A 24,471-nucleotide genomic window follows, 5' to 3' on the forward strand; every position below is an offset into this window, starting at 1 on the left:
CAGAAGACTCGTCGAGCATGTCCTCAACTCAGTGGATCCCCGGCTCGCGCCGACACTGAGAGAAGCCGTCGCGCGTCCGGGGCCCACGCCCCGCCCGGACACAGGCCAGACGGTGGTGCTGTGTGGCCACCGCAGCGCGGGCAAGTCCACGCTGCTGCCCCGCATCGGCGGGCTGTTGGAGCGGCGGGGGCTAGACCTGGACGCCCACCTGGAGCACGTCCACGGACGCCCGCTGCGCAAGTGGGTCGCGGAGGCTCCCACGGAGTTCCGCGCCGCCGAGCGCCAGGCGCTCCTGGAGCTTCCCTCCGGAACGCTCGTGGCGGTGGGTGGCGGCTTCCTCTCGCACCACCCGGACGCGCTGGCGGGGATGTTCACCCTGCTCATCCCGGTGACGTTCGAGACCTACCGGGAGCGACTGCTCCACGACCGCACCCGACCTCGGCTGCGTCCGGCGGTCTCCCTGGAGGAGGAGCTCTCCTCCGTCTTCCATGAGCGCGAGGCCCTGCACGCCCGCGTTCCCACCGTCGCCCTGGTGGACTTCCTCCGGGGCTGCCTCCACCTCCAGGAGTCCCCGTGACGCCCGCACGGCGTGTCGTGACGCTGCCTCCCACCCTGCTCGGCACCGACGCCGTGCACTTCGCCCGGGAGTGCCAGCGTCGCGGCGCCGACGTGCTGGAGATTCGCACGGACCTGCACACCCCGGAGGCCGTGGACCCGGCGGCGCTCGCGGCCGTCCTCCCGCTGCTCGTCTCCGAGCGTGGCAAGCCGCTGCCCCCGTCCTGGGTCTCTGCCGCGTGGCGCGTGGACCGGGACTTGATGGATGCCACCGGGCACCAGGGCTCGCTCGACGCGCCCTCCGGCAAGCTGCTCGCGTCGCACCATGCGGACCGGCAGCTCACCACCGACGAAGCGCTGCGCCTGTGGGAGCGCGATGTGCCTCCCGACGCGCTGGTGAAGCACGTGGAGCCCATGGCCCATCCGGACCATGTCGGCACCCTGCTGGAAACCCAGCGTCGGCTGGCGGAGCGGTTCGGCGTGACGCGTGTCACGGTGCTCGGCATGGGCGCGGTGGCGCTGCCCGCGCGGGCCGTGCTCGCCCGGAACAACGTGCTCGACTACGTGGCGGCCGGTGGCTCATGGGCCGCGGCGCCGGGTCAGCGGCTTCTCGACGACGTCGTCCGGGAGTGGCGCGGCGCGGACCGCACCACGATTCCCGCCCCGCTGCGGCTGGGCATCTTCGGGATGTCCATCGCCCACTCACGCTCGCCGCGCATCCACCGGCAGCCGTTCGACCGCATCGACATCCCCGAGGACGGCCCCGTCGAGGCGCTCCTGGACTCGCTCCTGCCCCACTACGCGGGCTTCGCCGTCACCAGCCCGTTCAAGAAGCCCTTGGCCCGGCACACCGGCTCCTCGCTGGACGCCATCAACACCCTGGTCCGCCGGGGCACCCGGTGGGAGTCCTTCAACACGGACACCGAGGGCGCCCGGAAGGTGCTGGAGCGCCTGGGCTCGAAGGAGGTCTTCGTCCTCGGTGACGGAGGCGCCACGTCCGCGCTGCGCACCGTGGCGGCCGAGCGCGGTGAAGCCCTGCGCATCCTCCGCCGGGCCGACATCCAGGCCCCCCTCACCGGGGCGGGCGTCTGGACGTGGCCGGTCCAGGTCGAGCCGCCGGATTCCCTGCGATTCGAGCGAGCACGCGTCGCGGTGATCGCATACGGTGCGCCCGGCCGACGCATCGCGGCGGAGATTACGCGGCGCGGCGGCACCCCGGTCCTGCTGGGTGCGGCCTGGTTCGTCGCGCAGGCCCGGCGGCAGCGACAGCTTTGGGAGACAGCAACGTGAACACCTTCGGAGTCCTCTTCCGTTTGACGACCTTTGGTGAGAGCCACGGCCCCGCGCTCGGCGCGGTGGTGGATGGCTGCCCCGCGGGTGTGCCCCTCACGCAAGAGCGCCTCCAGGCCGCGTTGGACAGGCGCCGCCCCGGACAGTCCGCCCTCGTCACGCCTCGCAACGAGCCGGACCGGGTGGAGATCCTCTCCGGCGTCTTCGAGGACAAGACGCTCGGCACGCCCATCGCCGCCATGGTGCGCAACACGAACCAGCGCTCGGGCGACTACGAGCAGCTCAAGCAGGTGGACCGGCCCGGCCACGCGGACGCCGTGTGGCGCGAGCGCTACAAGCACCGGGACCACCGCGGCGGCGGCCGCACCAGCGGACGCGAGACGCTCTGCCGCGTCATCGGCGGCACCATCGCGGAGGCGTACCTGGAGCGGGACCTGCCCACCGTGCGCACCGTCGCGTACGTGTCCCAGGTCGGTGACCTCATCGCCTCCGTGCCCGCGCCGGGCCTCACGCGCGCCATGGTGGATGCGCACCCCACGCGCTGCCCCGACGAAGCCGTCCGCGAGGAGATGTCCCGCCGCATCCTCGCCGCGAAGGAAGCCGGGGACAGCCTGGGCGGCTCCATCGACATCCGCGTGGAGGGCCTGCCCGTGGGACTGGGCGAGCCCATCTTCGGGAAGATCAAGGCGCTCATCGCGCAGGCGCTCGGCAGCGTGGGTGCCATCACCGGTGTCGTCTGGGGCCCGCCGGACTTGCTCCAGCGCATCGGCCAGCCGGGCACCCAGTTCCACTCGGTCAAGGACGTCTACGGCGGCATCCAGGGGGGCCTCACCAATGGTGAGCCGCTCCAGGTCCGCGCTTTCTTCAAACCCCCAGCGACGCTGGCGGACCACGCGAAGGGTGGCCGTCACGACCCGTGCATCATGCCCCGCGCCGTTCCGGTGCTGGAGTCCATGGTGTCACTGGTCATCGCAGACCTCGTCCAACAGATGAACGCACGCCCCAACACCCTATGAGCCCCTACCCTCCCGGCGCCTACCGTCCTCCCAACGACCGCTGGGGACCGTTTTCCCGACTCGCCAAACGCCTCCCCGAAGGCAGCCTCGCGGTGGTGGACCGCACCGTGGCCCGCCTGCACCCGGGGCTCATCCCCGCGCTGGAGGCGCAGAATCCTCGCGCCATCGTCCAGCTGGTGGGCGGAGAGAGCGCGAAGAGCTTCAAGGCCCTGGAGAAGGTGCTCGCCGGGGGACTGTCCCTGCCGCGCTCCGGCACGCTGCTCGCCGTGGGCGGAGGCACCGTGGGCGATGTGTCCACCGTCGCAGCCCACCTGCTCAAGCGCGGCGTGAGGTTGGTGCAGGTCCCCACCACGCTGCTCGCCGCCGTCGACAGCAGCCTGGGTGGCAAGGGCGCGGTGGACCTCACCGTGAAGGGCCGCGTCGTGAAGAACCCCGCCGGCGTCTTCCACTACGCCGAGGAGTCGTGGATCTGCCCGGAGCTGTTCGCCTCGCTGTCGCCGACTCAGGTGCGCGAGGGCTCGCTCGAGGCGTGGAAGATGATCATCAGCCTGGATGCCGCGCTCTTCCGCCGATATCTGCGCAAGCCGCCGGCGCTCGAGAAGCTGGTGAAGGACGCGCGCGCCCTCAAGGAGAGCGTCTGCGAGCAGGACCCGTACGAGCACCAGGGCCTGCGCCGGGTGCTCAACTTCGGCCACACCTTCGGCCACGTGCTGGAGAGCGTGTCCCACTTCAAGCTGTCCCACGGTGACGCCGTGGGCCTTGGCATCCTCCTGGCCCTGGACGTGGGTCGCCACCTGGGCGTCACCCCCGCGCCCGTGGCCGCCGAAGTCGAGCGCGCCCTCATCGACGGCCCGGGAGTCCTCGGCCGCGAGCGGGTCGCCGCCCTCCTGCGCCCCGCGTCGCTCAAGGACATCGCCACGCTGCTCGACGCCGACAAGAAGGCGGGAGCCCGGGGCGAGCTGCGCATGGTGCTGTTGACCGCCATCGGCGCCACCGAGGTCCGCGACGTGGCGGCCAGCACGTGGCGCGAGCTGTGGCCGTCGTGGACGAAGGCGGTGCGCCCGTGAGCACCAGCACCCGTCGAATCCTCCTGGACCCGAGTGGCCTGAAGGCTTCGCCGCTCACCCCTCCCGTCTCCAAGTCGGACGCGCAGCGCGCCCTGGTGCTCGGACACCTCACCGGCGCCTGGCCCCTGCCCTCCGTCCAGGCCGAGTCGGACGAGGACCTCCCCGCCGACGTGCGCGTGCTGCGCCGGGGCGTGGAAGCCCTGCGCCTGCCCCCCGGCCCCGTGCGCGCCGTGGACTGCGCGGACGGTGGCGCTCCCTTCCGCATCCTCGCCACCCAGGTCGCGGTGACTCCAGGCGCGCGCGTGAGCCTCACCGGCACGCCCCGCCTGGGTGAGCGTCCTCACGGCCCGCTCTTCACCTCGCTGAAGGACGCGCTCGGCCCCGCCGGCCTCGTCCTCACCGAGGGAAGCCCGTGGCCCGTGGAGCTCACCGCGCCGACGGACACCTCGAAGGTGTCGCCCGTCTTCCGGGTGCCCGGCGACCAGAGCAGCCAGTACGCCTCCAGCCTGCTCCTGGGCTGCGCCGCGCTGTTCCTCCGGGAGCGCCGCGCGTGGAGCGTCGAAATCGAAGGCACGCTGACGAGCGCCGGCTACCTGGAGCTCACGCTGACGTGGTTGGAGCGCTTCGGCTTCGAGGTCCAGAAGTCCGACTCCCGATACACCGTCTCCAGCTACACGCCCCCACCGAGCGTCCCCTCTCTCCCCGGGGATTGGTCCTCATTAGGTTATCTCCTGCTCGTCGCCTGGAAGGCCGGCGGCACGGTGGAGCGGGCTGATTCGGCCAGCGCCCATCCGGACCAGGCCATCCTCCGCCTCATCGAGCAGGTGGGCCTGGGCACCACGCCAGCGGGCCCGGCACACACCCTGAAGGTGACGGGACGTCCCGCCGGAGGCCTGCGGGCTTCAGGCAAGGAGTGCCCGGACCTGCTACCCACCCTGGCGGCGCTCGCCTGTGTACTCCCCGCGCCCTCCACGCTGACGGACGTCGGAATTCTCCGACTCAAAGAAAGCGACCGGTTGGAAGGTATCCGAGACCTCGTGAAGGCCTACGGGGGCACCACGGAGCTTCAGGGGGAAATCCTCCACCTGACGCCTCCGGTGGCCCCTCCTGCCCGCTTCGAGATGGACAGCCGGGGGGACCACCGCCTGGCGATGACGGCCGCGACACTCAGCGTGCTGTCTGGAGCGACCCTCGTCCTGACTGGCCCTGAGTGTGTCGAGAAGAGTTTTCCCGGCTTCTGGCGGCAGTTGTCCCGCTCGGGAGCGCGTATTTCCGAGCAGCTGTAGGAAGCATCAGTGTCTCCCCATCCGACTCATCGTTCTTTTTTGTTGAAAGCGATCCGCGCCCTGTGAAATCTCCGCCCATGCCCAAGGACACGCTGACGATCACCGACAATCGGACCGGCAAGACGTACGAGGTCCCGGTCGAGAACGGCTGTATTCGCACCAACGCCCTCCGACAGATCAAGGTCGCGGACGACGACTTCGGCCTCATGGGCTACGATCCGGCGTTCCTCAACACCGCGAACTGTAAGAGCGCCATCACCTTCATCGATGGCGACAAAGGCATCCTGGAGTACCGCGGCTACCCCATCGAGCAGCTGGCCGAGAAGTCCAGCTACCTGGAGGTCGCCTACCTCCTGCTGAATGGTGAGCTGCCGACCCCGAAGGAACTGGACAACTTCGTCCACCTCGTCACGCACCACACGTACGTGCACGAGAACGTGAAGTCCTTCATGGACGGGTTCCGCTACGACGCGCATCCCATGTCCGTGCTGGGCTCCACCGTGGCCGCGCTGTCCAGCTTCTACCCGGAGGCGAAGTACACCAAGGACGAGCAGAGCCGCCGCATCCAGATCACCCGGCTCATCGCCAAGATGCCCACCATCGCCGCGTTCTCCTACCGGCACCTGATGGGGCTGCCCTACATCTACCCGGACAATGACCTGTCCTACGTCGCCAACTTCCTGGCGATGGTGAAGCGCGTCGGCACGGCGACCTACAAGGTCCACCCGGTGCTGGAGCGCGCGCTGGACGTGCTCTTCATCCTCCACGCCGACCACGAGCAGAACTGCTCGACGACGTCGGTGCGCACGGTGGGCTCGTCGGAAGTGGACCCGTACTCGGCCGTCACGGCGGGCATCGGCGCCCTCTACGGCCCGCTGCACGGCGGCGCCAACGAGGCGGTGCTGCGCATGCTCCGCGAGATTGGCCACATCTCCAAGGTCCCGGACTTCATCAAGTCGGTGAAGAGCGGCGAGGGCGAGAAGAAGCTGATGGGCTTCGGCCACCGCGTCTACAAGTCCTACGATCCGCGCGCCAAGGTCATCAAGCGCGTCGCGGACGAGGTCTTCGACGTGACGGGCAAGAACCCGCTGCTGGAGCTGGCCGTGGAGCTGGAGCGCATCGCGCTGCAGGACGACTACTTCGTCAAGCGCAAGCTCTACCCCAACGTCGACTTCTACTCCGGCCTCATCTACGAGGCGATGGGCTTCCAGGCGGAGATGTTCCCCGTCCTCTTCGCCATTCCCCGCACGGTGGGCTGGTGCGCGCAGTGGGAGGAGATGGTCCTCGACTCCGAGCAGAAGATCGCCCGTCCCCGGCAGATCTACACCGGCCAGAAGCGCCGCGACTACGTCGCCATGGACAAGCGCGCCGCGAAGTAGTCAGCGCGTCCCTCCGGGGATGATGTGAGAAGGGGCGAGGGACCGCGAGGTTCCCCGCCCCTTTCTCTTTGCGGGCTCCGGAAAAGGCCCCGCCAGCTCCGGAGACCTCCAGAGCTCAGGAGCCCCGGCAGCCGCCCGCACCGCCCCGCTTCAGCCCGCCTGGGCCGCGCCGCCGGGCTCGGCGTACATCGACTCGATGAGCGCGGCGTGCTTCTGCTCCACGGCCTTGCGACGGACCTTCAGGGTGGGCGTCAGGTCGCCCGCGTCCACGGTGAGGTCCGTCTCCAGGATGACGAAGCGCTTGATCGTCTCGAAGCGGGAGAGCTTCGGGTTGATGTCCCGGTCCAAGCCCTCCTGGATGAGCTGGCGCAGGCGGGCGTCCTGGGAGAGCGTCTTGAGGTCCGCCGGCCAGCCCTTCTCCTGGGCCAGGGCGCGGCACCTCTCCACGTCCAGCGCCAGCAGGGCCACCAGGAAGTTGCGCCGCTCTCCAATCACCACCGCGTGGCCCACGCCGGGCAGGGACTTGATGAGCTCCTCGATGTTGCCGGGCGCCGTCTTCTTCCCGCCGGAGGTGACGATGATCTCCTTCTTGCGGCCGGTGATGTGGAGGTAGCCCTCGCCGTCGAGCTGGCCCACGTCCCCGGTGTGCAGCCATCCGCCCTCCAGCAGCTCCTGGGTGGCCTCCGGGTTCTTGTAGTAGCCCATGCAGACGTTGCCGCCCTTGACGAGGATCTCCCCGTCCTCGGCGATGCGCACCTCCACGCCGATGAGCGGACGTCCGACGGTGCCCAGGTGGGCCGCCTCGCGAGTATTGACGGTGCCCGGGCCCGCCACCTCCGTCATGCCCCACACCTCGTGGATGAACATGTCGATGGAGGCGAAGAACTCCAGCACGTCGCGGCCGATGGGCGCCGCCGCCGTGGCGAAGAAGTCCACCCGCTCCATGCCGATGCGCGTCTTGAGCGGCTCGAACACCAGCCGCTGGGCCAGCTTGTACTGGGCCTCCAGCAGCACGGGGATGCGCTCATGGCGCTGGGCACGGGCATGCAGCTCCGAGGCGACGCCCCGGGCCCAGGCGACGATGCGGCGCTTCATGGGCGGTTGGGAGCGCAGGCCCTCCTCCGCCTTGGCCTTGAACTTCTCCCACACGCGGGGCACGCCGAAGAAGAACGTGGGCCGCACGTCCTTCAGGTTCGCCGGCATCGCCTCCACCGAGTCCGCGAAGTACACCTGGATGCCCAGCATCAGCGGGCAGTGCAGGGAGATGACCTGCTCCGCGATGTGGGACAACGGCAGGTAGGAGATGATGACCGAGTCACTCTTGTGCTTGAAGTCCACCGCGGTGATGAGCTGGCGGGACGTCCAGGACAGGTTGTGGTGGCTGAGCATCACCCCCTTGGGGTGGCCCGTCGTCCCAGAGGTGTAGATGAGGGTGCCCAGGGCCTCCGGCTTCAGCGCGTTGACGCTGTCCCAGTAGGGCTTGTCGTCCACCCCCGTGCCCTTCTCCAGGACGTCCGCGTAGCGCAGGACGCCCTCCGGCAGCGGCGTGGAGGGGGCATCCAGGATGATGATGTGGCGCAGCTTGGGCAGCCGCCCGCGCAGGGCCAGGCCCGTGCGCAGGTGCTTCTCGTTCTCCACCACGAGGACGGTGGCCTCACAGTGGCCCAGGATGTACTCGAGCTGGTCCACCGCGCTGGTGGTGTAGAGACCTACCGGCACGCCTCCCAGCGCCATGGCGGCCAGGTCCGCGACGTGCCACTCCTCGCGGTTGAAGCTGATGATGCCCAGGGGCTGGCCCTCCCCATACCCGAGCGTCCTCAGGCCCAGGGCGAAGCGTTTGACCCGCTGGGCATAGTCGAACCAGGAGGTGGGGACATACGAGCGTCCCCGGCGTGTCCAGAGGGCCGGCCGATGTTCCTGCTGCGAGGCCCGGTCATGGAGGGCATGCACCATCGTCTTCGGGAGGTCCATCCGACGAAGGTTAGCGGATGTAGGGGCGTCCCCACCACGTCCCCGATTCGCGGACGTTGACAGCTGGTTGGATGGCTTTGTATGCCGCGCCCGACCATGAGCATCGACTTCACCTGCCAGAAGTGCGAGGCAAGCTTCGAGCTTGACGTTCAAGACCTCATCGAGGGGACCGAGAAGATCGTCTGTCCCCACTGCGACGCGAAAGCGCCCGCGAATCTCTCGGAGGACTTCGTCGCCGCGCTCTCGGAGATGCGCGCGCAGATCGCCGTGCTCGACAAGAAGTTCGCCGTCTCCATGACGCTGGAGTCGGAGGACGTCGCGGACACCATCGACGACGAGGACGAAGAAGAGGATGAGGAGTCCGAGGACGAGGACGACGACCTCGACGAGGATGAAGACGAGGACGTCGAGGACGACGAGGACTACGACGACGAGGACGAAGACGAGCGCCCCTGACGTCCGCTCCCTTGCCCTCCGGGCGACCGTTTCCCGCCGTCCAGGGCAACCGGGCTGAACCGCTACCCTCCCGACAGGGTGGCGGGTGCGTAGTTTCAGGGTGTGAGAACACCCAACCGCGCCACTTTCTTCTTCGCCCCCCTGTCGGCGCTGTTGCTGGCGCTAGGGGGGGTCCTGATGCTCCCCGCCTTCAGCGCTCCGGGGGCCGCCGCGGCACCCCTTCCGGACGCCTCCGGGCAACCGTGCATCACCGAGCACGGAGGCGACCCCAAGGCCTGTAACGAGCTGGTGGAGCTCGAGGTGCAGGACGTCGTCCCCCTGGTGGAGGCCCAGACGCACGCCGTCGTGCTCACCACCAAGGACAAGCAGGTGGTCCTCCCCGTCTTCGTGGACGAGGCCTCCGCCGTCTCCATCGCCTTCCGGCTGGCGGAGCGCGAGCCACCCCAGCCGCTCGCCCAGGACCTGCTGGACGACGTCGTCGACCAGCTCGGCGCCAAGGTGACGGAGGTCCGCATCGATGACCTTCGGGACAACGTCTACTCGGGGCGCGTCTTCCTGGAGCAAGGCGCGAAGAAGATGACGCTGGAGGCCCGCCCGTCGGACTCCATCGCCATGGCCCTCACCAGCCATGCCCGCATCCGCGTCACCCGAAAGGTCCTCACCCTGGCCGGCATCAGCCGCGAGGAGATTGAGTCCCTCCAGAAGGGTGGCCCCGGCGTGGGCGGCAGCGGCCCTGGTGGCCTCATGGAGGAGCCCGAGGTGATGCCTCCGCCCGGGATGCCTGCCCCCGGTCACCCGCCCATCGAGATGGACACGGACGCCTTTCCCCTTCCGCCCGGCCACCCGCCGCTCGGCGCACCCCAGGGCACTGGAAAGAAGATCGACCTGTAGTCCCCGAGTCGGGGGCGAGCAGGCCTGACGACAGGTGCGAGAAAGCCCGGCCCCCCCTCCCTGGGAAGCCGGGCTTTCTCTCTCGAACCTCGAGCACTTCCTAAAGACGCGGGCGCGGCTCCAACCCGGGGGTCGGCGCCGTGCCTGAGGCAAAGAGTTAGTCTCCCGGGCGCGAGACTGTCAAGCCGCGCACCCCGCCGCCTAGGATGCGCGCGCATATGCGCAAGGCGAAGATCATCTGCACCCTGGGGCCGGCATCGAGCACGCTGGAGACGATTGAAGGCCTCATCCGCGCGGGGATGAACGTGGCGCGGTTGAACTTCTCGCACGGCACGCACGACGAGCACCGTCAGCGGGTGGCCCTCATCCGCAAGGCGTCCAAGCGGCTGAAGCTGCCCGTGGCCATCCTCCAGGACATCCAGGGCCCCAAGATTCGCCTCGGAAAGTTCGAGGGTGGACAGCTCCTGGTGCAGGCCGGACAGCGCGTGACGGTGACGACGCGCGCCGTCATGGGCCAGGGCTCCATCATCCCCACGCCCATCAAGTCGCTGCCGAAGGACGTGGCGCCCGGCGAGGCCATCCTCCTGGACGACGGCCGGGTGCGGCTGCGCGTGCGCAAAGTCACCGGCCAGGACGTCCTCTGCGAGGTGGAGATTGGCGGCCTGCTCAAGGACAAGAAGGGGCTGAACCTGCCGGGCTCGCCCATGTCCGTGCCCACGATTACGCCCAAGGACGAGGTGGACCTGGCGTTCGGCCAGGAGGTGGGCGTGGACTACGTGGCGCTGTCGTTCGTGCGCACGGCGGACGACATCCACCGCGCGCGCAAGCACGTGGCGAAGAACAAGACGCCCCTCATCGCCAAGATTGAAAAGCCCCAGGCCGTGGACCAGCTCGACGCGATTGCCCGGGCGTCCGACGGCATCATGGTGGCGCGAGGAGATTTGGGCGTGGAGATGCCGCTGGAGCAGCTCCCCGCCATCCAGAAGCGGATGGTGCGGGTGGTGAACCAGATGGGCGGCCTGGTCATCGTCGCCACGGAGATGCTGGAGAGCATGGTCAACAACCCGCGCCCCACCCGCGCGGAGGTGTCGGACGTGGCCAACGCGATTCTGGACGGCGCGGACGCGGTGATGCTGTCGGGCGAGACGGCCGCGGGGCGCTACCCCATCGAGGCGGCGTCCACCATGGCCCGCATCGTCGAGGAGACGGAGCGCGGCGTGGTGCGCCACCAGCACCACTCGCCCTTCGAGCGCTCGGAGGACTTGGGCACGGGCGTCGCGGCGGCGGCGGTGGCGGCGTCCGGGCAGCTCAACATCGAGACGATTGTCGCGTACACGGAGAGCGGCCACACCGCGCGCCTCATCTCCGAGTTCCGTCCCCACGCGCGCATCATCGCCCTCACGCCGAACGCGGCCGCGGTGAACCGCATGGCGCTGTACTGGGGCGTGACGGGGCTTCAAGTCCCGCGCGTGAGGTCCACGGACGCCATGCTGAGGCAGGTGCGCAAGCTGTGCCTGCGCGAGGGCATCTGCAAGGTGGGGACGCCCGTCGTCGTGGTGGCGGGCGTGCCACTCAACGTGCCGGGCAACACCAACCTGATGAGCATCCACCGCGTGTGAGCGCGGTGGACGCGCGTCACTCAGAGCACCTTCTGCTCGAAGTCGTAGATCTTCTCGACGGCGAGCTGGCGGTAGCGCTCCATGTTGAGGGCGCGGCGGGCGCACTCCCACACCAGCTCGTTGGACGTGCGCTCCGGCTCCTTCTTCTTGCGGCGCTTCACCTCGGCCTTGATGGACTTCACCGCGGCGCGCGGGTGGTAGCAGAAGGCGGAGGAGAACAGGAGATGCCCACCGAAGGGGATGAGGCGGGCCTCCAGGATGTCGCCCGTCTCCAGCCCGGCGATGTGGCGCCGCTCCGTCACGTCGAAGTCCTTGCCCGTGTACAAGTCACGCAGGCGAACCAGCCCCTTGCCCAGCTTGCGCACCTCGAAGATGCCGTGGACCGTCTCGGTGAAGCTGCGGAAGGCGTTGGCCTCCTCGGGCGGGGTGTTGGCCAGGCGCTGCTCGTAGAACTCCACGGCCGGCGTCTTGCCCGTGGCCGGCGAGACGCGGTCATAGAGGTAGTAGTCGAGGAACGACGCCATGCGCAGCTCGAAGAGCTTGTCGTCCTCGAAGACCTCGCCCGTCAGGCGGAAGTACTCCGCCTTGGCTTCGAGCAGGTCCGCCTTCCGCGACTCCACGCTGCCGAAGGCGATGAGCTGGTCCAGGTACGGCTGGTAGGAGAGCGGTGACAGCGGGGAGTCCATAGAGGGTCGGTCATCCTACCCCGCCATCAGCTTCGCGAAGCGGCCGAAGAGATAGCGTGCGTCATGAGGGCCGGGAGAGGCCTCGGGGTGGTACTGCACGCTGAAGGCCCGGGCGTCCGGGACGGCCAGGCCCTCCACCGTGCCGTCGTTGAGGTTGATGTGCGTGACGACGGCCTTGCCCTTGAGGCTGGCGTCGTCCACGGCGAAGCCGTGGTTCTGCGCGGTGATCTCCACCTTGCCCGTCGTCAAATCCTTCACGGGCTGGTTGCCGCCACGGTGGCCGAACTTCATCTTGTACGTCCGGCCGCCCAGCGCCAGAGCCATGATTTGGTGCCCCAGGCAGATGCCGAACACCGGCACCTTGCCCAGCAGCGCCGCCACGGTGCGGTCCGCGCCCTTCACCGCCGCCGGGTCTCCGGGGCCGTTGGCCAGGAAGACGCCGTGGGGCTTGCGGGCCAGGACGTCCTCGGCCGTGGTGTTGGCCGGCACCACTGTCACGCGGCAGCCCACGTCGACCAGGAAGTGGAGCATCGACTTCTTGAGGCCGTAGTCGTAGGCGACCACGTCGAAGCGCGGCTCGCCCTGCGGGTGGGCCTCCCCGATGCCGGTGAAGACATCCGGCGAGGGCGCGGTGAAGGTGTACGGCGTCTTCACCGACACGCCGGTGGCCAGGTCCAGGCCCTCCATGCCGTGGGCGGTGCGAGCGCGCTCCGACAGGGCGGCCGGGGACAGGTTCTCGCTGGAGATGACGCCCATCTGCGCGCCATGGGTGCGCAGGTGGCGCACCAGGCGGCGGGTGTCCAGGCCCTCGATGCCGGCGACGTTGTGACGCTTGAGGTACCCGTCCAGCGACTCGCGCGAGCGCCAGTTGGACGGCTGGCTCGCGAGCGCGCGCACCACCATGCCCACCGCGTGCGGCTTGCCGGCCTCTTCGTCCTCCGGCGTCACGCCGACGTTGCCCATCTCCGGGTACGTCATGGTGAGGATCTGCCCGACGTACGAGGGGTCCGTGAGGATCTCCTGGTAGCCGTACATGGACGTGTTGAAGACCACCTCACCCACCGTCTCGCCGACCGAGCCAAAGGCACGGCCCTCGAAGGTGGTGCCATCCGCCAGGGCGAGCACTGCCCGCTTCGTCATTACCGTGACTCCTTCACCTGGCCGTCGGAGAACACCTTCCGGCCAGAAACCCAGGTCTGCACCACGCGGCCCTTCTGCTTACGGCCATGGAAGGGCGTATTCCGGCTGCGGGAATAGAACCGGTGGGCATCCACCGTCCACTCCTCCGAAGGGTCCACCACGGTGATGTCCGCCGGGGCCCCGGGAGCCAGGTGACCGCCCGGCAGGCCGAACGCCTTCGCCGGGCCGTGCGTCAACAGCTCCACCGCCCGATTCGCGCCCAACAGCCCCGAGTGCACCAGCTCCAGCGTCAGCCCCAGGGCCGTCTCCAGCCCGACGATGCCGTTGATGCCCTTCTCGAACTCCACCTGCTTGTCCAGCACGCCGTGGGGCGCGTGGTCCGTGGCGATGGCGTCCACCGTGCCATCCACCAGCGCATCGCGCAGCGCCTCCACGTCCCGGTCCGCGCGCAGGGGCGGCGCCATCTTCGCGTGGGTGTCGTAGTCCCCCACCGCCCGGTCATCCAGGATGACGTGGTGGGGCGTGGCCTCGGCCGTGACGAGCAGGCCCCGGCGCTTCGCCTCGCGGATGAGGCGCACGCTGCCCTCGCAGGACACGTGGGCGATGTGCAGCCGGCCCTTCGTCTCCTCGAGCAGCACCAAATCCCGGGCCACCATGGCCACCTCCGCCGAGGCGGGGATGCCGCGCAGGCCCAGGCGCGTGGAGGTGACGCCCTCGTGCATGGCGCCCCCGGCGGACAGCGTCAGGTCCTCCTCGTGGACCATGACGGGCACGCCGAAGAGCGTGGCGTACTGGAGCGCGCGCCGCATCAGGGCCGCGTTCATCACCGGGCGGCCGTCGTCGGTGATGGCGACGCAGCCGGAGGACACCAGCTCGCCCGTCTCCGCCAGCTCCTCGCCCTTGAGGCCCTTCGTGATCGCGCCCGCGGGGTACACGTGGCACAGGCCGGCGGCGCGAGCGCGCGACAGCACCAGCTCCGTGACGAGCCCGCTGTCGTTGACGACCTTGGTGTTGGGCATGGCGACGACGGCGGTGAAGCCTCCGGCCACGGCGGCGCGGCAGCCCGTGAGGACGGTCTCCTTGCCCTCTTCACCCGGCTCGCGCAGGTGCACGTGCAGGTCGATGAAGCCCGGCAGCACCCAGCGCCCTTCGGCCTCCACGACTTCCGCGCCCGGGGGCACGGGGAGCGGCGCGTCGGAGACCTCCGCCACCTTGCCGTCGCGCACCAGGACGTCGCGGACTCCATCCACGCCGTTGCGCGGGTCGATGACGCGCCCTCTCCGGAAAAGCACCGTGGAGTTCATGACGCGCACACCTCGAGGATGGCCCGCCGCACGGCGACGCCGTTGGAAACCTGCTCCAGGATGACGCTGCGGGGCCCATCCGCCACCGAGGGCGCCAGCTCCAGCCCGCGGTTGATGGGGCCCGGGTGCATCACCAGCGCGCCCGCCTTCATCCGCTCCTCGCGGGCGGGGGTGAGGCCGAACAGGCGCGAGTACTCCTTCGTCGAGGGCAGGAACGCCTCGCCCATGCGCTCCATCTGCAGGCGCAGGCACATCACCGCGTCCGCGTGAGGCAGCACCGCGTCCAGGTTGTGCGTCACCTCGGCACCGAGCGACTCCAGGCCCGGGGGCACCAGCGTGGGAGGGCCACAGAAGACCACCCGCGCGCCCAGGGCCTTCAGGCACCAGAGGTTGGAGCGGGCCACGCGGCTGTGGAGGATGTCGCCGACGATGAGCACCGTGCGGCCGTCCAGGCCTCCCCAGTGCTGGCGCAGCGTGAAGGCGTCCAGGAGGGCCTGGGAGGGGTGCTCGTGCGTGCCGTCCCCCGCGTTGATGACAGCGCAGCGGACGTGCTTGGCCACCAGGTGGGGCGCGCCGGAGGAGCGGTGGCGCATGACGATGGCCACCGGGCCCGTCGCCTCGATGTTGCGGGCGGTGTCCAGCAGCGTCTCGCCCTTCGACGTGGACGAGCCGGAGGGGCTCCAGTTGAGGACGCCGGCGCCCAGGCCTCGGGCGGCCATGTGGAACGAGGTGCGCGTCCGGGTGGAGTCCTCGAAGAAGAGGTTGGCGACCACCTTGCCGCGCAGGGTGTGGGTGACGTCTGGACCACCAGGCAGGTGCGCGCGCGCCCTGTCGAGCACCGCTTCGAGCTCGTCCCGGCGCCAGCCTTCGATTCCAAGGAGGTGTCTCATGGCCGGGGCCGCCGCGTACCCCGGGCCGTGCGGCGCGTCAAGCACCGTCCGAGGCGCGCCGGCCCGCCTGCCCCTCGGGTGTGGGTCAGCGCACGGGCTCGAAGAACCGGTCCAACCGCAGGCCGGTGCCACCGAACAGGCCGTGCAGCAGGCCCCGGTGGCCCAACGAAGCCCAGACGACCATCGCCTTGCCCTTGATGTGGCCGTACGGAACGAACTCCGTCCTTCCGTAGCCGGTGATGCCCAGGCCGTGACGACTGTCGGCGCTGTTGTCCCGGTTGTCGCCCATGACGAACACGTGCCCCTCGGGCACCACGTAGGGGCCCTCGTGCCGAGGCATCCGCGTGGGTGTCTGGAGCACGCTGTGCGTCACGCCCCCCAGGTTCTCCCGGTACAGGGATTCCTGTTGGTCGTACCACTGCCCGTCGTCGGTGAGGTTGTGGACGACGAACGCGCTGTCCACGCTCTCGCGAGGCTGCGGCTGGCCGTTGATGTGGACCACGCCGTCGAACAGCTCCACCGTGTCGCCGGGCACGCCCACCACGCGCTTGGTGAAGTCGCTGGCCTCGTCGAGGGGGTTGTTGAAGACGATGACGTCGCCGCGCCCCGGAGGCCGGACGATGACGAACGGCACCACGTTCACGAAGGGGATGCGCACGCCGTAGATGAACTTGTTGATGAAGACCTGATCGCCAATCTCCATCGTGGGCAGCATGGAGCCGGAGGGAATCCGGTACGGCTCCACGAAGCACGACCGGAACACCACGGCGACGAGCATCAGCTTCGCGAAGCCCACCACGGAGTCCATGGACGACTCCTTGCGGAACGCGCCCAGGTGCTTCTCCGTGAGGACCTCCAGGGCCCCCACTTCGGAGCGCAGCGCCCCCAGGTCGCCTCGCACCGACGCGGCCTCTACCTTCAGGGCCTGCTCGGCGATGAGCTCGGCGACTCCCGGAGCCAGCTTCTCGCGCACGGGCTGCTTGGAGAGCACCCGCGCGTCCTGTTCGAGCAGGTCCGACGCGGCGAGCCGCGCGTCGCGCCACTTCGACGACACACGGCGCCCGACGAGGAGGGCGAGCCAGTACGCCACCAGCAGCAGGCCCAGGCCCTTCATCACCGGCTGCGCCTGGCTCGCCGCCGCGGGCACGAACTCGATGAGCAGCGTGTACGGGAGCATCAGCAAGGCGGCGATGCACACCGGCGCCCACAGGCTGGAGAGTCGCTCCCGCCAGAGCAGCCGGCGCCAGGCGCGCGCCTGTTCAGGGGTGCGCCGGGCCGCCATCATCGAGGACAACGACGCAGGAACGGACATGGAGTTCATGGAGGACCACCCCCTGTACGAACCGTACAGGAAACGATTTCCAGAAACTCCCTAGCGAACGGGTTCGAAGAACCGGTCCAACCGCAGGCCGGTGCCACCGAACAGGCCGTGCAGCAGGCCGTGGTAGCCCAGCGACAGCCACACCACCATCGCCTTGCCCTTGATGTGGCCGTAGGGCACGAACTCCGTCTTGCCGTAGCCGGTGATGCCCAGGCCGTGGCGGCTGTCAGAGCTGTTGTCCCGGTTGTCACCCATGACGAAGACGTGGCCCTCGGGCACCACATAGGGGCCCTCATGCCGAGGCATCCGCGTGGGCGTCTGGAGCACGCTGTGCGTCACGCCGCTCAGGTCCTCCCGGAACAGCGACTCCTGCTGGTCGAACCACCGTCCGTCGTCGGTGATGTTGTTGACGATGTACTCGGGGTTGATGCTCTCGCGCGTCTGCGGCTGGCCGTTGATGTGGACCACGCCGTCGAAGATCTCCACCGTGTCACCCGGCACGCCCACCACGCGCTTGATGTAGTCGGTGGCCTCGTTGACGGGGTTGTTGAACACGACGACGTCGCCGCGCCCCGGAGGCCGGACGATGACGAACGGCACCACGTTGGCGAACGGGACTCGCACCCCGTAGATGAACTTGTTGATGAAGACCTGATCACCAATCTGGAGCGTGGGCAGCATGGAGCCGGAGGGAATCCGGTACGGCTCCACGATGAACGTCCGGAACACCAGGGCGACCAGCAGCATCTTCACGAAGCCGCCCACGAAGTCCATGGGTGACTCCTTGCGGAACGCCCCCAGGTGCTGCGCGGTGAGCGCGTCGAGCGCCTTCACCTCGCGGGGCAGCCGCTCCATGTCCCCTTCGGCCGAGGCCGACTCCACCTTCAGCGCCTGGTCGGTGATCTGCTCGGCCACCAGCGGGGAGACCTTCTCGCGCACCTGCGGCTTCTGGAGGATGCGCTCGTTCTCGGAGATGAGCTCATGTGCCTCGTGCCGCATCCGGCGCAGCTGCTTCTCGCGGGGCGACACGTTGCGCCACACCAGCAGCGCCACGAAGTACGCCACCATCAAGAGCCCCAGCCCCTTCATCGCGGGCTGGGCCCACGCGGCCGCCGCGGGCACGAACTCGATGAGCATCGTGTACGGGAACAGCACCAGCGCGACGATGCACAGCGGGGCCCACAGGCTGGTGAGCATCTCCCGCCACAGCAGCTTGCGGCGCGCGCGCACCTGTTCAGGGGTGCGCCGGGCCGCCATCGCGGTCGCCAGCTTCGCGGGAGGATTGGCGGAAGGACTGGCAGCGTTCATGGCTACTGCTCCGACTTGAGGACCGCGAGGAAGGCCTCCTGCGGAATCTCCACCGTACCCACCTGCTTCATGCGCTTCTTGCCCTCTTTCTGCTTCTCGAGGAGCTTGCGCTTGCGGCTGATATCGCCACCGTAGCACTTGGCGAGCACGTTCTTGCGCATGGCGGAGATGGTCTCACGGGAGATGATCTTCGCGCCGATGGCCGCCTGGATGGCCACCTCGTACATCTGCTTCGGGATGACCTCCTTCAGCTTCGCGCAGACCTCGCGACCGCGCAGGTAGGCGCGCTCGCGGTGCACGATGACGCTCAGCGCGTCCACCGGCTCCCCGTTGATGAGGATGTCCAGGCGCGCCAGGTCCGCCTCCTGGTAGCCGGTCAGCTCGTAGTCCAGGCTGGCGTAGCCGCGCGACACGCTCTTGAGCTTGTCGAAGAAGTCGAAGACCACCTCGGCCATCGGCATCTCGTACGTCACCTGCACGCGCTGCCCGCTGCTGCCCAGGTACTTCATGTCCTTCTGCACACCGCGGCGGTCCTGGCACAGCTTCAGGATGGCGCCCAGGTGGTCGTTGGGGACGTGGATGTGACAGGTGAGGATGGGCTCCTCGAACTTCGCGATGTTCTGCACCGGCGGCAGCTTGGCCGGGTTGTCCACGAACTGGACGTCACCCTTGCCGCTGGTGATCCGGTACACCACGCTGGGCGCGGTGGTGATGAGGTTCAGGTTGTACTCGCGCTCCAGGCGCTCCTGGACGATCTCCATGTGCAGCAGGCCCAGGTAGCCGCAGCGGAACCCGAAGCCGAGCGCCGTGGACGACTCGGGCTCGTACGTGAAGGCGGAGTCGTTGAGCTTCAGCTTCGCGAGCGCGTCACGCAGGTTCTCGTACTGGTCGGATTCAATCGGGAAGATGCCGGAGAACACCATCGGCTTCACTTCCTGGAAGCCGGGGAACGGCTCCAGCGTCGGCCGGGCCTCCTCCGTGACGGTGTCGCCGACCTTCGCGTCCAGCAGCTCCTTGATGTTGGCGACCAGCACGCCCACTTCGCCGGCCATCAGCTGCTGGACGGGGCGGGAGAACGGGGTGAAGACACCCAGCTCCTGCACCTCGAAGACCTTGTTGTTGCTGAACAGCTTGATCTTCTGCTTGAGCTTGAGCGTGCCTTCCAGCACGCGCACCAGCGTCACCACCCCCCGGTAGTTGTCGTACCAGGAGTCGAAGATGAGGGCCTTGAGCGGCGCGTCCGGCGAGCCCGTCGGCGGCGGCACCCGCGCGACCACGGCCTCCAGGATCTCGTGGATGCCGATGCCTTCCTTCGCGGAAGCCGGCACGGCCACGGAGGCGTCGATGCCGATGACGTCTTCAATCTCGGCGCGGGTGCGGTCGACGTCCGCGCTGGGCAGGTCGATCTTGTTGATGACCGGGATGATCTCCAGGTCGTGGTCCAACGCCATGTAGACGTTGGACAGCGTCTGCGCCTCCACGCCCTGCGACGCGTCCACCACCAGCAACGCACCCTCGCACGCGGCCAGGCTGCGGCTGACTTCGTACGCGAAGTCGACGTGCCCCGGCGTGTCGATGAGGTTGAGGATGTACTGCTTGCCGTCCTTCGCGGTGTAGTTCATCCGCACGGACTGGGCTTTGATCGTGATGCCCCGTTCGCGCTCGATGTCCATGTTGTCGAGGAACTGGGCCTGCGCCTCGCGCTTGCTCAGCGTCCCCGTCTTGTCGAGGAGGCGATCAGCCAGCGTCGACTTTCCATGGTCGATATGGGCGATGATGCAGAAGTTGCGGATGTGCGCGTTTTCAGCCGGCATGTTCGTGGCGCTCGTCGGAAGAAGCGGGCGTGCCTAACATCGAACCGCGCGAAAATCTACGCGCGAACGCCCGCCAGACGAGCAACCCGCCGGGGGCGCCCGATTGTTCCCCAACCACCGTGTTCCCCTGAACGGACGCCCGGCCACCTGGGGACGACAGGACACGAGGCCCCGTCCGGGAGCGGCGACTTCCTCCCGGACTCCCCTGCCCTGCCTCCCGTCAGCCAGCCTCAGCCGTGGACGCGGACCGGCTCGGCCTTCTCGCGGAAGTAGGCGACGGTGCGGCGCGCCCCCTCGCGCAGGTCGGCGGTCGGCTCCCAGCCGAGCACCTTCTTCGCGAGCGAGTTGTCGATGCACGAGCGAAGCTGCTCGCCGGGCTTGCCGGGCGCATGGGCCACCGCGGCCGTGGAGCCCGCGGCCTCGGCCAGCAGCGCGTAGAGGCGGTTGATGTCGGTCTCCACGCCGGTGCCGATGTTGATGGCGCCCACGTAGTCCTTCTCGAAGGCCAGCCGGTTCGCCCGGGCCACGTCGGGCCCGAAGACGAAGTCGCGGGTCTGCTTGCCCTCTCCGAAGATGGTGCAGCCCTGCCCGGAGAGCAGGCGCTGGCAGAAGATGGCCACCACACCCGCTTCACCGTGCGGGTTCTGTCGCGGGCCGTACACGTTGGCGTAGCGCAGGGCGACGTACTGCAGGCCGTACTGGGCCCGGTAGTAGCCCAGGTACAGCTCGCCCGCCGCCTTGGAGACGCCGTACGGGGACACCGGGCGCGTCGCGTGGGACTCGGTCGCTGGGAACACGTCCTGCTCGCCGTAGATGGCGCCGCCGGTGGAGCTGAAGATGACCTTCTTCACGCCGGAAACGCGCGAGGCCTCCAGCAGATTGAGCATGCCGCGGATGTTCACGTCCGCGTCGAAGCCCGGATCATCCACGCTGCGCCGCACGTCCATCTGCGCCGCCAGGTGACAGAGCACCTGGGGCTTCTCCGACTTGATGAGCTCCGCGGCCTCGCGGCTGCGGATGTCATGGACGGCCAGCCGGACGCGCGGGTCCAGGTTCTCCTTCTTGCCGCCGGACAGGTCATCCAACGCGATGACCTCGTGTCCCGCCTTCAGGAACTCATCGCACACGTGCGAGCCGATGAAGCCCGCTCCACCCGTCACCAGGACTTTCACGCTTCCGTCTCCCCGCCACCCGGCCGTGGCCAAACTGTCTTTGATTCCAGAATCTCGCGGCGGCAACCTATGCCGGGGATCGCCGCACGGCAACCTCGCGGAACCACGCGATGGTCTCCCGCAAACCCTCTTCCAGAGGCACCTTGGGCTCCCAGCCCAGCAGCGTACGGGCGCGGGTGATGTCTGGCTGACGCTGCTTGGGATCATCCTTGGGCAGGGGCTTCTCGATGATGCTCCCGCCACCGCCCGCCGCCGCGCGCACGGCTTCCGCGAACTGACGGATGGTCATCTCCCGGGGGTTGCCGATGTTGACCGGGTTGGGCTCGTCCGACAGCGCGAGCCGGACCAGGCCGTCCACCAGGTCCTTCACGTAACAGAACGAGCGCGTCTGGCTGCCATCGCCGAAGACGGTGAAGTCCTCGCCCTTGAGCGCCTGGCCCACGAAGGCCGGGACCACACGGCCGTCGTTGAGCCGCATGCGCGGGCCGTAGGTGTTGAAGATGCGAACGATGCGGACCTGCACGCCCTTGCGACCGTAGGCCGCCGTCACCGCCTCCGCGTAGCGCTTGGCCTCGTCGTACACCGAACGCGGGCCAATGGGATTGACGTTGCCCCAGTAGTCCTCGCGCTGCGGGTGCACCAGCGGATCTCCGTACACCTCGGAGGTGGACGCCATCAGGAAGACGGCCTTGTTCGCCTCCGCCAGCTTCAGCCCGTTCTCCGTGCCGATGGAGCCCACACGCAGCGTCTCCAGCGGGAGGTTCGCGTAGTCGATGGGCGACGCGGGCGACGCCATGTTGAACATGTAGTCGAACGGCTCCTTCACGGGGATGCCGTCGACGATATCCGCCTTCACATAGCTGAAGCCCGGCCGCCCTTGCAGCGTGCGGATGTTCTCCTCGTTGCCGGTGATGAGGTTGTCCACGGCCGTCACGGCGGCCGCACCGTCATCCAGAAGGCGCTCGCACAGGTGCGAGCCCACGAAGCCCGCGCCCCCCAAAACCACCACTCGCTTGCCCTGCATGCTCTTCACGTCGCGCCTCGTCTCTCTCTCAAATCTCGTCGAAGGTCGCCTGCCCCGGCAGCTGCGCTTTGTACTTCTCCAGGACCAGGTCGATGCCCTGGCGGATGTACTCGGCCACGGGCACCTTCGTCTTCTGGTTCAGCGCCTTGAGGAGCTCGTTCTGCTCCGGGGTGATGTAGATGGTGGTGCTGATCTTCTTTCGGGCCATGGCGATATGTGAAAATATATGGAATGACGTGGCGCGCGAAAGCATCTCGTGCACACGACTCGGCGCAGAGGCCCCTGCGTCCCGGGAGCACTGAATGAGCCGCTGCAAGCGCTGGATTTTCCTCGGGTTGATGACTTCCGGCCTGCTCACCGGCTGCGCCAGGGACAAGTCCGCGGAGCGCGGCACCGGGACCCCGGGTAGCTCCTCACCCACCTCGTCCGGCTCGGCCGAGTCCATCCAGCCGGAGCGCTCGCGCGACGAGCACGTCACGCAGCTGGACGTGAACGGCGACGGAAAGCCGGACGTGTGGACGTACACGGTGGCGGACGCGGGCGCGAATGGCGAGGAGCGCTTCCGCAAGGTGCGCCAGGAGCTGGACCTGAACTGGGACGGCCGGGTGGACCTGACGCGCTACTTCGACGACGTGGGCGCGCTGATGCGCGAGGTGATGGACCTGGACTACGACGGCAAGGTGGACGCCACCTACTTCTACGAGAAGGGGGCCAACACGCGCCGCGAGCGGGACTTCGACGGCGATGGCCGCACCGACAGCGTCACCTTCTACGAGCGCGGCGTCCTGGTGCGGAAGGAGCGCGACACCAACTCGGATGGGCGCGTGGACTACTGGGAGTACTGGGAGGCGGGCCAGGTGGACCGCATCGGCGAGGACCTGGACGGTGACGGCACCGTCGACAAGTGGACCCGCAATCCCAACAACGCGGCCCGCGACTGAAGGGCGAGCCGCGCCTGCACGGCGCAGCGACTACGCCTTGCTGGTGCCGGTGCGACCGTAGGAGTCCTCCAACCGAACGACGTCATCCAGCTCGGGCGTGCTGACCTCGAGGATGTCGCAGTCGGTGAGGGCCACCATGCGGTGCTTGGTGAGGGGCTTGATGTGGTAGCTCTCCCCCGGGTTCATCTCCTTCTCGATGAGCCCCTGTCCCTCATCGACGATGAAGAGCAGCTTGCCGCTCTGGACGTGGATCGTCTCGTCCTTCTGGTTGTGGTACTGCAGGCTGAGCTTGTGGCCCTGCTTCACGTGCAGCAGCTTGCCCACGTAGCGCTCGGTGTGGGCCCAGATGAGCTCGTGGCCCCAGGGCTTCTCCACCCGCCTAGTCGTCGTCATGGTGCTTCCCGTCTTCCTCGCCCGCTCTCAGTTCGTGCCGGCCACGAACGCGTCGAGCTGGGTCTCACGCTTGAAGTCTGACAGATACCGCGTCGCAGCGTCCTTCGAGGCGAAGGTGCCCATGCGCACGCGGTACCAGGTGCCCTTACCTGCCACCTCCGCCGTGACGATATACGGGGCATAACCCCTATCACGCAACCGGGCCATGAACCGGTCGGCCTCCTGCTTGTCCTGGAAGGCCGACAGCTGGAGCGTGAACGCCCCACCCTTCACCGCCGGGTCCGGCAACTGCGCGGCGCGGGCCAGGGCTTCCTTCATCCCGCTGCCCCCCTCCTTCTGCGTCGTCCGAGTGGGCACGGCCGCCGTCTCCACCTTCCCCGACACCTGTGCGGGCTTGGCGGCGACAGTCGCGGGCTTCTCGGCGGGAGCGGCGGTGGGCTTCTCGGCGACAGGCTTGGGCGTCTCCGCGACAGGCGCCGGCTTGGGCGTCTCCGCGACGGCCACGGGCTCCTCGGAGGGCTCCTCCGGGGGCAGCTCGCCGGTGTCCGGATCTGGCGTCGGCGCCATCGCGGCCGTCTTCACGGGCTCGGGCGGCTTGGGCGCGGGCTTCTCGGCGGGAGCGGCGGCGGGCTTCGCGGGGGCGGGCTTCGGGGCGACGGCGACGGGCTCCGCGCTGGCCTTGCGCGTCAGCTCGTCCTGGAACGTGAGCGCGGAGTCCTTCTGCCGCACGGCCTGAAGCGCCTGGGCATTGGCATCCAGCGCGGAGAGCAGGTCGGGGGCGCTGGCCGTCTGCACGTCACCGGCGAGCTTCTTGCCCACCACGACACCCAACACGAAGACGGCGCCGAGCACGACGATGCCGGCGATCAACAGGCTCACAATCTGCCGGTTGTCGAGAGAGACGTCGAACTTCTCCTTCATCCGGTGGGCGTCTCGCATGACTCAGGA

23 protein-coding genes are annotated in these 24,471 nt (G+C 68.7%); 10 read left to right on the forward strand and 13 right to left on the reverse strand.

The window, feature by feature from the left end; translation table 11 throughout:
- Positions 1 to 31: 31 nt before the first annotated feature.
- The 6 genes from LZ199_RS27055 (at position 32) to LZ199_RS27080 (ending at position 6,593) form a co-directional block, all read left to right on the forward strand.
- Positions 32 to 577, forward strand: coding sequence for a shikimate kinase (locus LZ199_RS27055; protein WP_253996647.1), 546 nt, complete (start codon positions 32 to 34; stop codon positions 575 to 577).
- Positions 574 to 1,845, forward strand: a complete 1,272-nt coding sequence (locus LZ199_RS27060) for a shikimate dehydrogenase (protein WP_253996648.1) — start codon at positions 574 to 576, stop codon at positions 1,843 to 1,845. The genes LZ199_RS27055 and LZ199_RS27060 overlap by 4 nt, the downstream gene beginning before the upstream one ends.
- Positions 1,842 to 2,861: a chorismate synthase gene (gene aroC / locus LZ199_RS27065; protein WP_253996649.1), complete on the forward strand. Its 1,020-nt coding sequence runs from the start codon at positions 1,842 to 1,844 to the stop codon at positions 2,859 to 2,861. Before LZ199_RS27060 ends, aroC begins: the two co-directional genes overlap by 4 nt.
- Positions 2,858 to 3,928 carry a 3-dehydroquinate synthase gene (locus LZ199_RS27070; protein ID WP_253996650.1) on the forward strand — a complete coding sequence of 357 codons (1,071 nt, stop codon included), beginning with the start codon at positions 2,858 to 2,860 and terminating at the stop codon, positions 3,926 to 3,928. The genes aroC and LZ199_RS27070 overlap by 4 nt, the downstream gene beginning before the upstream one ends.
- Positions 3,925 to 5,214 (forward strand): 3-phosphoshikimate 1-carboxyvinyltransferase, encoded by a 1,290-nt coding sequence (locus LZ199_RS27075; protein ID WP_253996651.1) that lies wholly within the window; start codon positions 3,925 to 3,927, stop codon positions 5,212 to 5,214. The genes LZ199_RS27070 and LZ199_RS27075 overlap by 4 nt, the downstream gene beginning before the upstream one ends.
- A 77-nt stretch (positions 5,215 to 5,291) precedes the next feature.
- The gene (locus LZ199_RS27080) at positions 5,292 to 6,593 is read left to right on the forward strand and encodes a citrate synthase (RefSeq protein WP_253996652.1); all 1,302 of its coding nucleotides are present in this window, start codon (positions 5,292 to 5,294) and stop codon (positions 6,591 to 6,593) included.
- A gap of 150 nt (positions 6,594 to 6,743) precedes the next feature.
- Here the strand turns inward: LZ199_RS27080 and LZ199_RS27085 are convergent, their stop codons facing one another.
- Positions 6,744 to 8,546 carry an AMP-dependent synthetase/ligase gene (locus tag LZ199_RS27085; protein WP_253996653.1) on the reverse strand — a complete coding sequence of 601 codons (1,803 nt, stop codon included), beginning with the start codon at positions 8,544 to 8,546 and terminating at the stop codon, positions 6,744 to 6,746.
- A 99-nt stretch (positions 8,547 to 8,645) separates the two neighbouring features.
- Here LZ199_RS27085 and LZ199_RS27090 point away from each other — a divergent pair, with 99 nt between their 5' ends.
- The 3 genes from LZ199_RS27090 (at position 8,646) to pyk (ending at position 11,530) form a co-directional block, all read left to right on the forward strand.
- Complete coding sequence (locus LZ199_RS27090; protein ID WP_163866972.1) at positions 8,646 to 9,020, forward strand: hypothetical protein; 375 nt, start codon at positions 8,646 to 8,648, stop codon at positions 9,018 to 9,020.
- Between the two features lie 177 nt (positions 9,021 to 9,197).
- Positions 9,198 to 9,911, forward strand: a complete 714-nt coding sequence (locus tag LZ199_RS27095) for a bifunctional nuclease family protein (protein WP_253996654.1) — start codon at positions 9,198 to 9,200, stop codon at positions 9,909 to 9,911.
- Between the two features lie 218 nt (positions 9,912 to 10,129).
- Positions 10,130 to 11,530, forward strand: coding sequence for a pyruvate kinase (gene pyk, locus LZ199_RS27100; RefSeq protein WP_253996655.1), 1,401 nt, complete (start codon positions 10,130 to 10,132; stop codon positions 11,528 to 11,530).
- Between the two features lie 20 nt (positions 11,531 to 11,550).
- On the opposite strand, the gene LZ199_RS27105 is transcribed toward pyk, so the two are convergent.
- From LZ199_RS27105 to LZ199_RS27150, 10 genes are all read right to left on the reverse strand, one after another.
- Positions 11,551 to 12,216: a hypothetical protein gene (locus tag LZ199_RS27105; RefSeq protein ID WP_253996656.1), complete on the reverse strand. Its 666-nt coding sequence runs from the start codon at positions 12,214 to 12,216 to the stop codon at positions 11,551 to 11,553.
- Between the two features lie 15 nt (positions 12,217 to 12,231).
- Positions 12,232 to 13,356, reverse strand: coding sequence for a glutamine-hydrolyzing carbamoyl-phosphate synthase small subunit (gene carA / locus LZ199_RS27110; protein ID WP_253996657.1), 1,125 nt, complete (start codon positions 13,354 to 13,356; stop codon positions 12,232 to 12,234).
- The gene (locus LZ199_RS27115; RefSeq protein WP_253996658.1) at positions 13,356 to 14,660 is read right to left on the reverse strand and encodes a dihydroorotase; all 1,305 of its coding nucleotides are present in this window, start codon (positions 14,658 to 14,660) and stop codon (positions 13,356 to 13,358) included. Before LZ199_RS27115 ends, carA begins: the two co-directional genes overlap by 1 nt.
- The gene (locus LZ199_RS27120) at positions 14,657 to 15,550 is read right to left on the reverse strand and encodes an aspartate carbamoyltransferase catalytic subunit (RefSeq protein ID WP_253996659.1); all 894 of its coding nucleotides are present in this window, start codon (positions 15,548 to 15,550) and stop codon (positions 14,657 to 14,659) included. The genes LZ199_RS27115 and LZ199_RS27120 overlap by 4 nt, the downstream gene beginning before the upstream one ends.
- A gap of 85 nt (positions 15,551 to 15,635) precedes the next feature.
- Positions 15,636 to 16,871: a signal peptidase I gene (gene lepB, locus LZ199_RS27125; protein WP_253996660.1), complete on the reverse strand. Its 1,236-nt coding sequence runs from the start codon at positions 16,869 to 16,871 to the stop codon at positions 15,636 to 15,638.
- 51 nt (positions 16,872 to 16,922) lie between these two features.
- Complete coding sequence (gene lepB, locus LZ199_RS27130) at positions 16,923 to 18,179, reverse strand: signal peptidase I (protein ID WP_253996661.1); 1,257 nt, start codon at positions 18,177 to 18,179, stop codon at positions 16,923 to 16,925.
- Positions 18,180 to 18,181: 2 nt separating this feature from the next.
- Entirely contained in the window at positions 18,182 to 19,993 is a 1,812-nt protein-coding gene (gene lepA / locus LZ199_RS27135) for a translation elongation factor 4 (protein ID WP_253996662.1), read from the reverse strand.
- Between the two features lie 230 nt (positions 19,994 to 20,223).
- Positions 20,224 to 21,165, reverse strand: coding sequence for an NAD-dependent epimerase/dehydratase family protein (locus LZ199_RS27140; RefSeq protein ID WP_253996663.1), 942 nt, complete (start codon positions 21,163 to 21,165; stop codon positions 20,224 to 20,226).
- A 67-nt stretch (positions 21,166 to 21,232) separates the two neighbouring features.
- Complete coding sequence (locus tag LZ199_RS27145; RefSeq protein WP_253996721.1) at positions 21,233 to 22,189, reverse strand: UDP-glucuronic acid decarboxylase family protein; 957 nt, start codon at positions 22,187 to 22,189, stop codon at positions 21,233 to 21,235.
- A 28-nt stretch (positions 22,190 to 22,217) separates the two neighbouring features.
- Positions 22,218 to 22,397 (reverse strand): ribbon-helix-helix domain-containing protein, encoded by a 180-nt coding sequence (locus tag LZ199_RS27150; RefSeq protein WP_044281109.1) that lies wholly within the window; start codon positions 22,395 to 22,397, stop codon positions 22,218 to 22,220.
- Between the two features lie 94 nt (positions 22,398 to 22,491).
- Here LZ199_RS27150 and LZ199_RS27155 point away from each other — a divergent pair, with 94 nt between their 5' ends.
- Positions 22,492 to 23,130, forward strand: coding sequence for a hypothetical protein (locus LZ199_RS27155; protein WP_253996664.1), 639 nt, complete (start codon positions 22,492 to 22,494; stop codon positions 23,128 to 23,130).
- A 30-nt stretch (positions 23,131 to 23,160) separates the two neighbouring features.
- On the opposite strand, the gene LZ199_RS27160 is transcribed toward LZ199_RS27155, so the two are convergent.
- Both LZ199_RS27160 and LZ199_RS27165 read right to left on the reverse strand, forming a co-directional pair.
- Positions 23,161 to 23,523 carry a cupin domain-containing protein gene (locus LZ199_RS27160; protein ID WP_253996665.1) on the reverse strand — a complete coding sequence of 121 codons (363 nt, stop codon included), beginning with the start codon at positions 23,521 to 23,523 and terminating at the stop codon, positions 23,161 to 23,163.
- A 27-nt stretch (positions 23,524 to 23,550) separates the two neighbouring features.
- Positions 23,551 to 24,462 (reverse strand): SPOR domain-containing protein, encoded by a 912-nt coding sequence (locus tag LZ199_RS27165; RefSeq protein WP_253996666.1) that lies wholly within the window; start codon positions 24,460 to 24,462, stop codon positions 23,551 to 23,553.
- Positions 24,463 to 24,471 lie beyond the last annotated feature (9 nt).

Source organism: Myxococcus qinghaiensis (assembly GCF_024198215.1).
Lineage (GTDB): Bacteria > Myxococcota > Myxococcia > Myxococcales > Myxococcaceae > Myxococcus > Myxococcus qinghaiensis.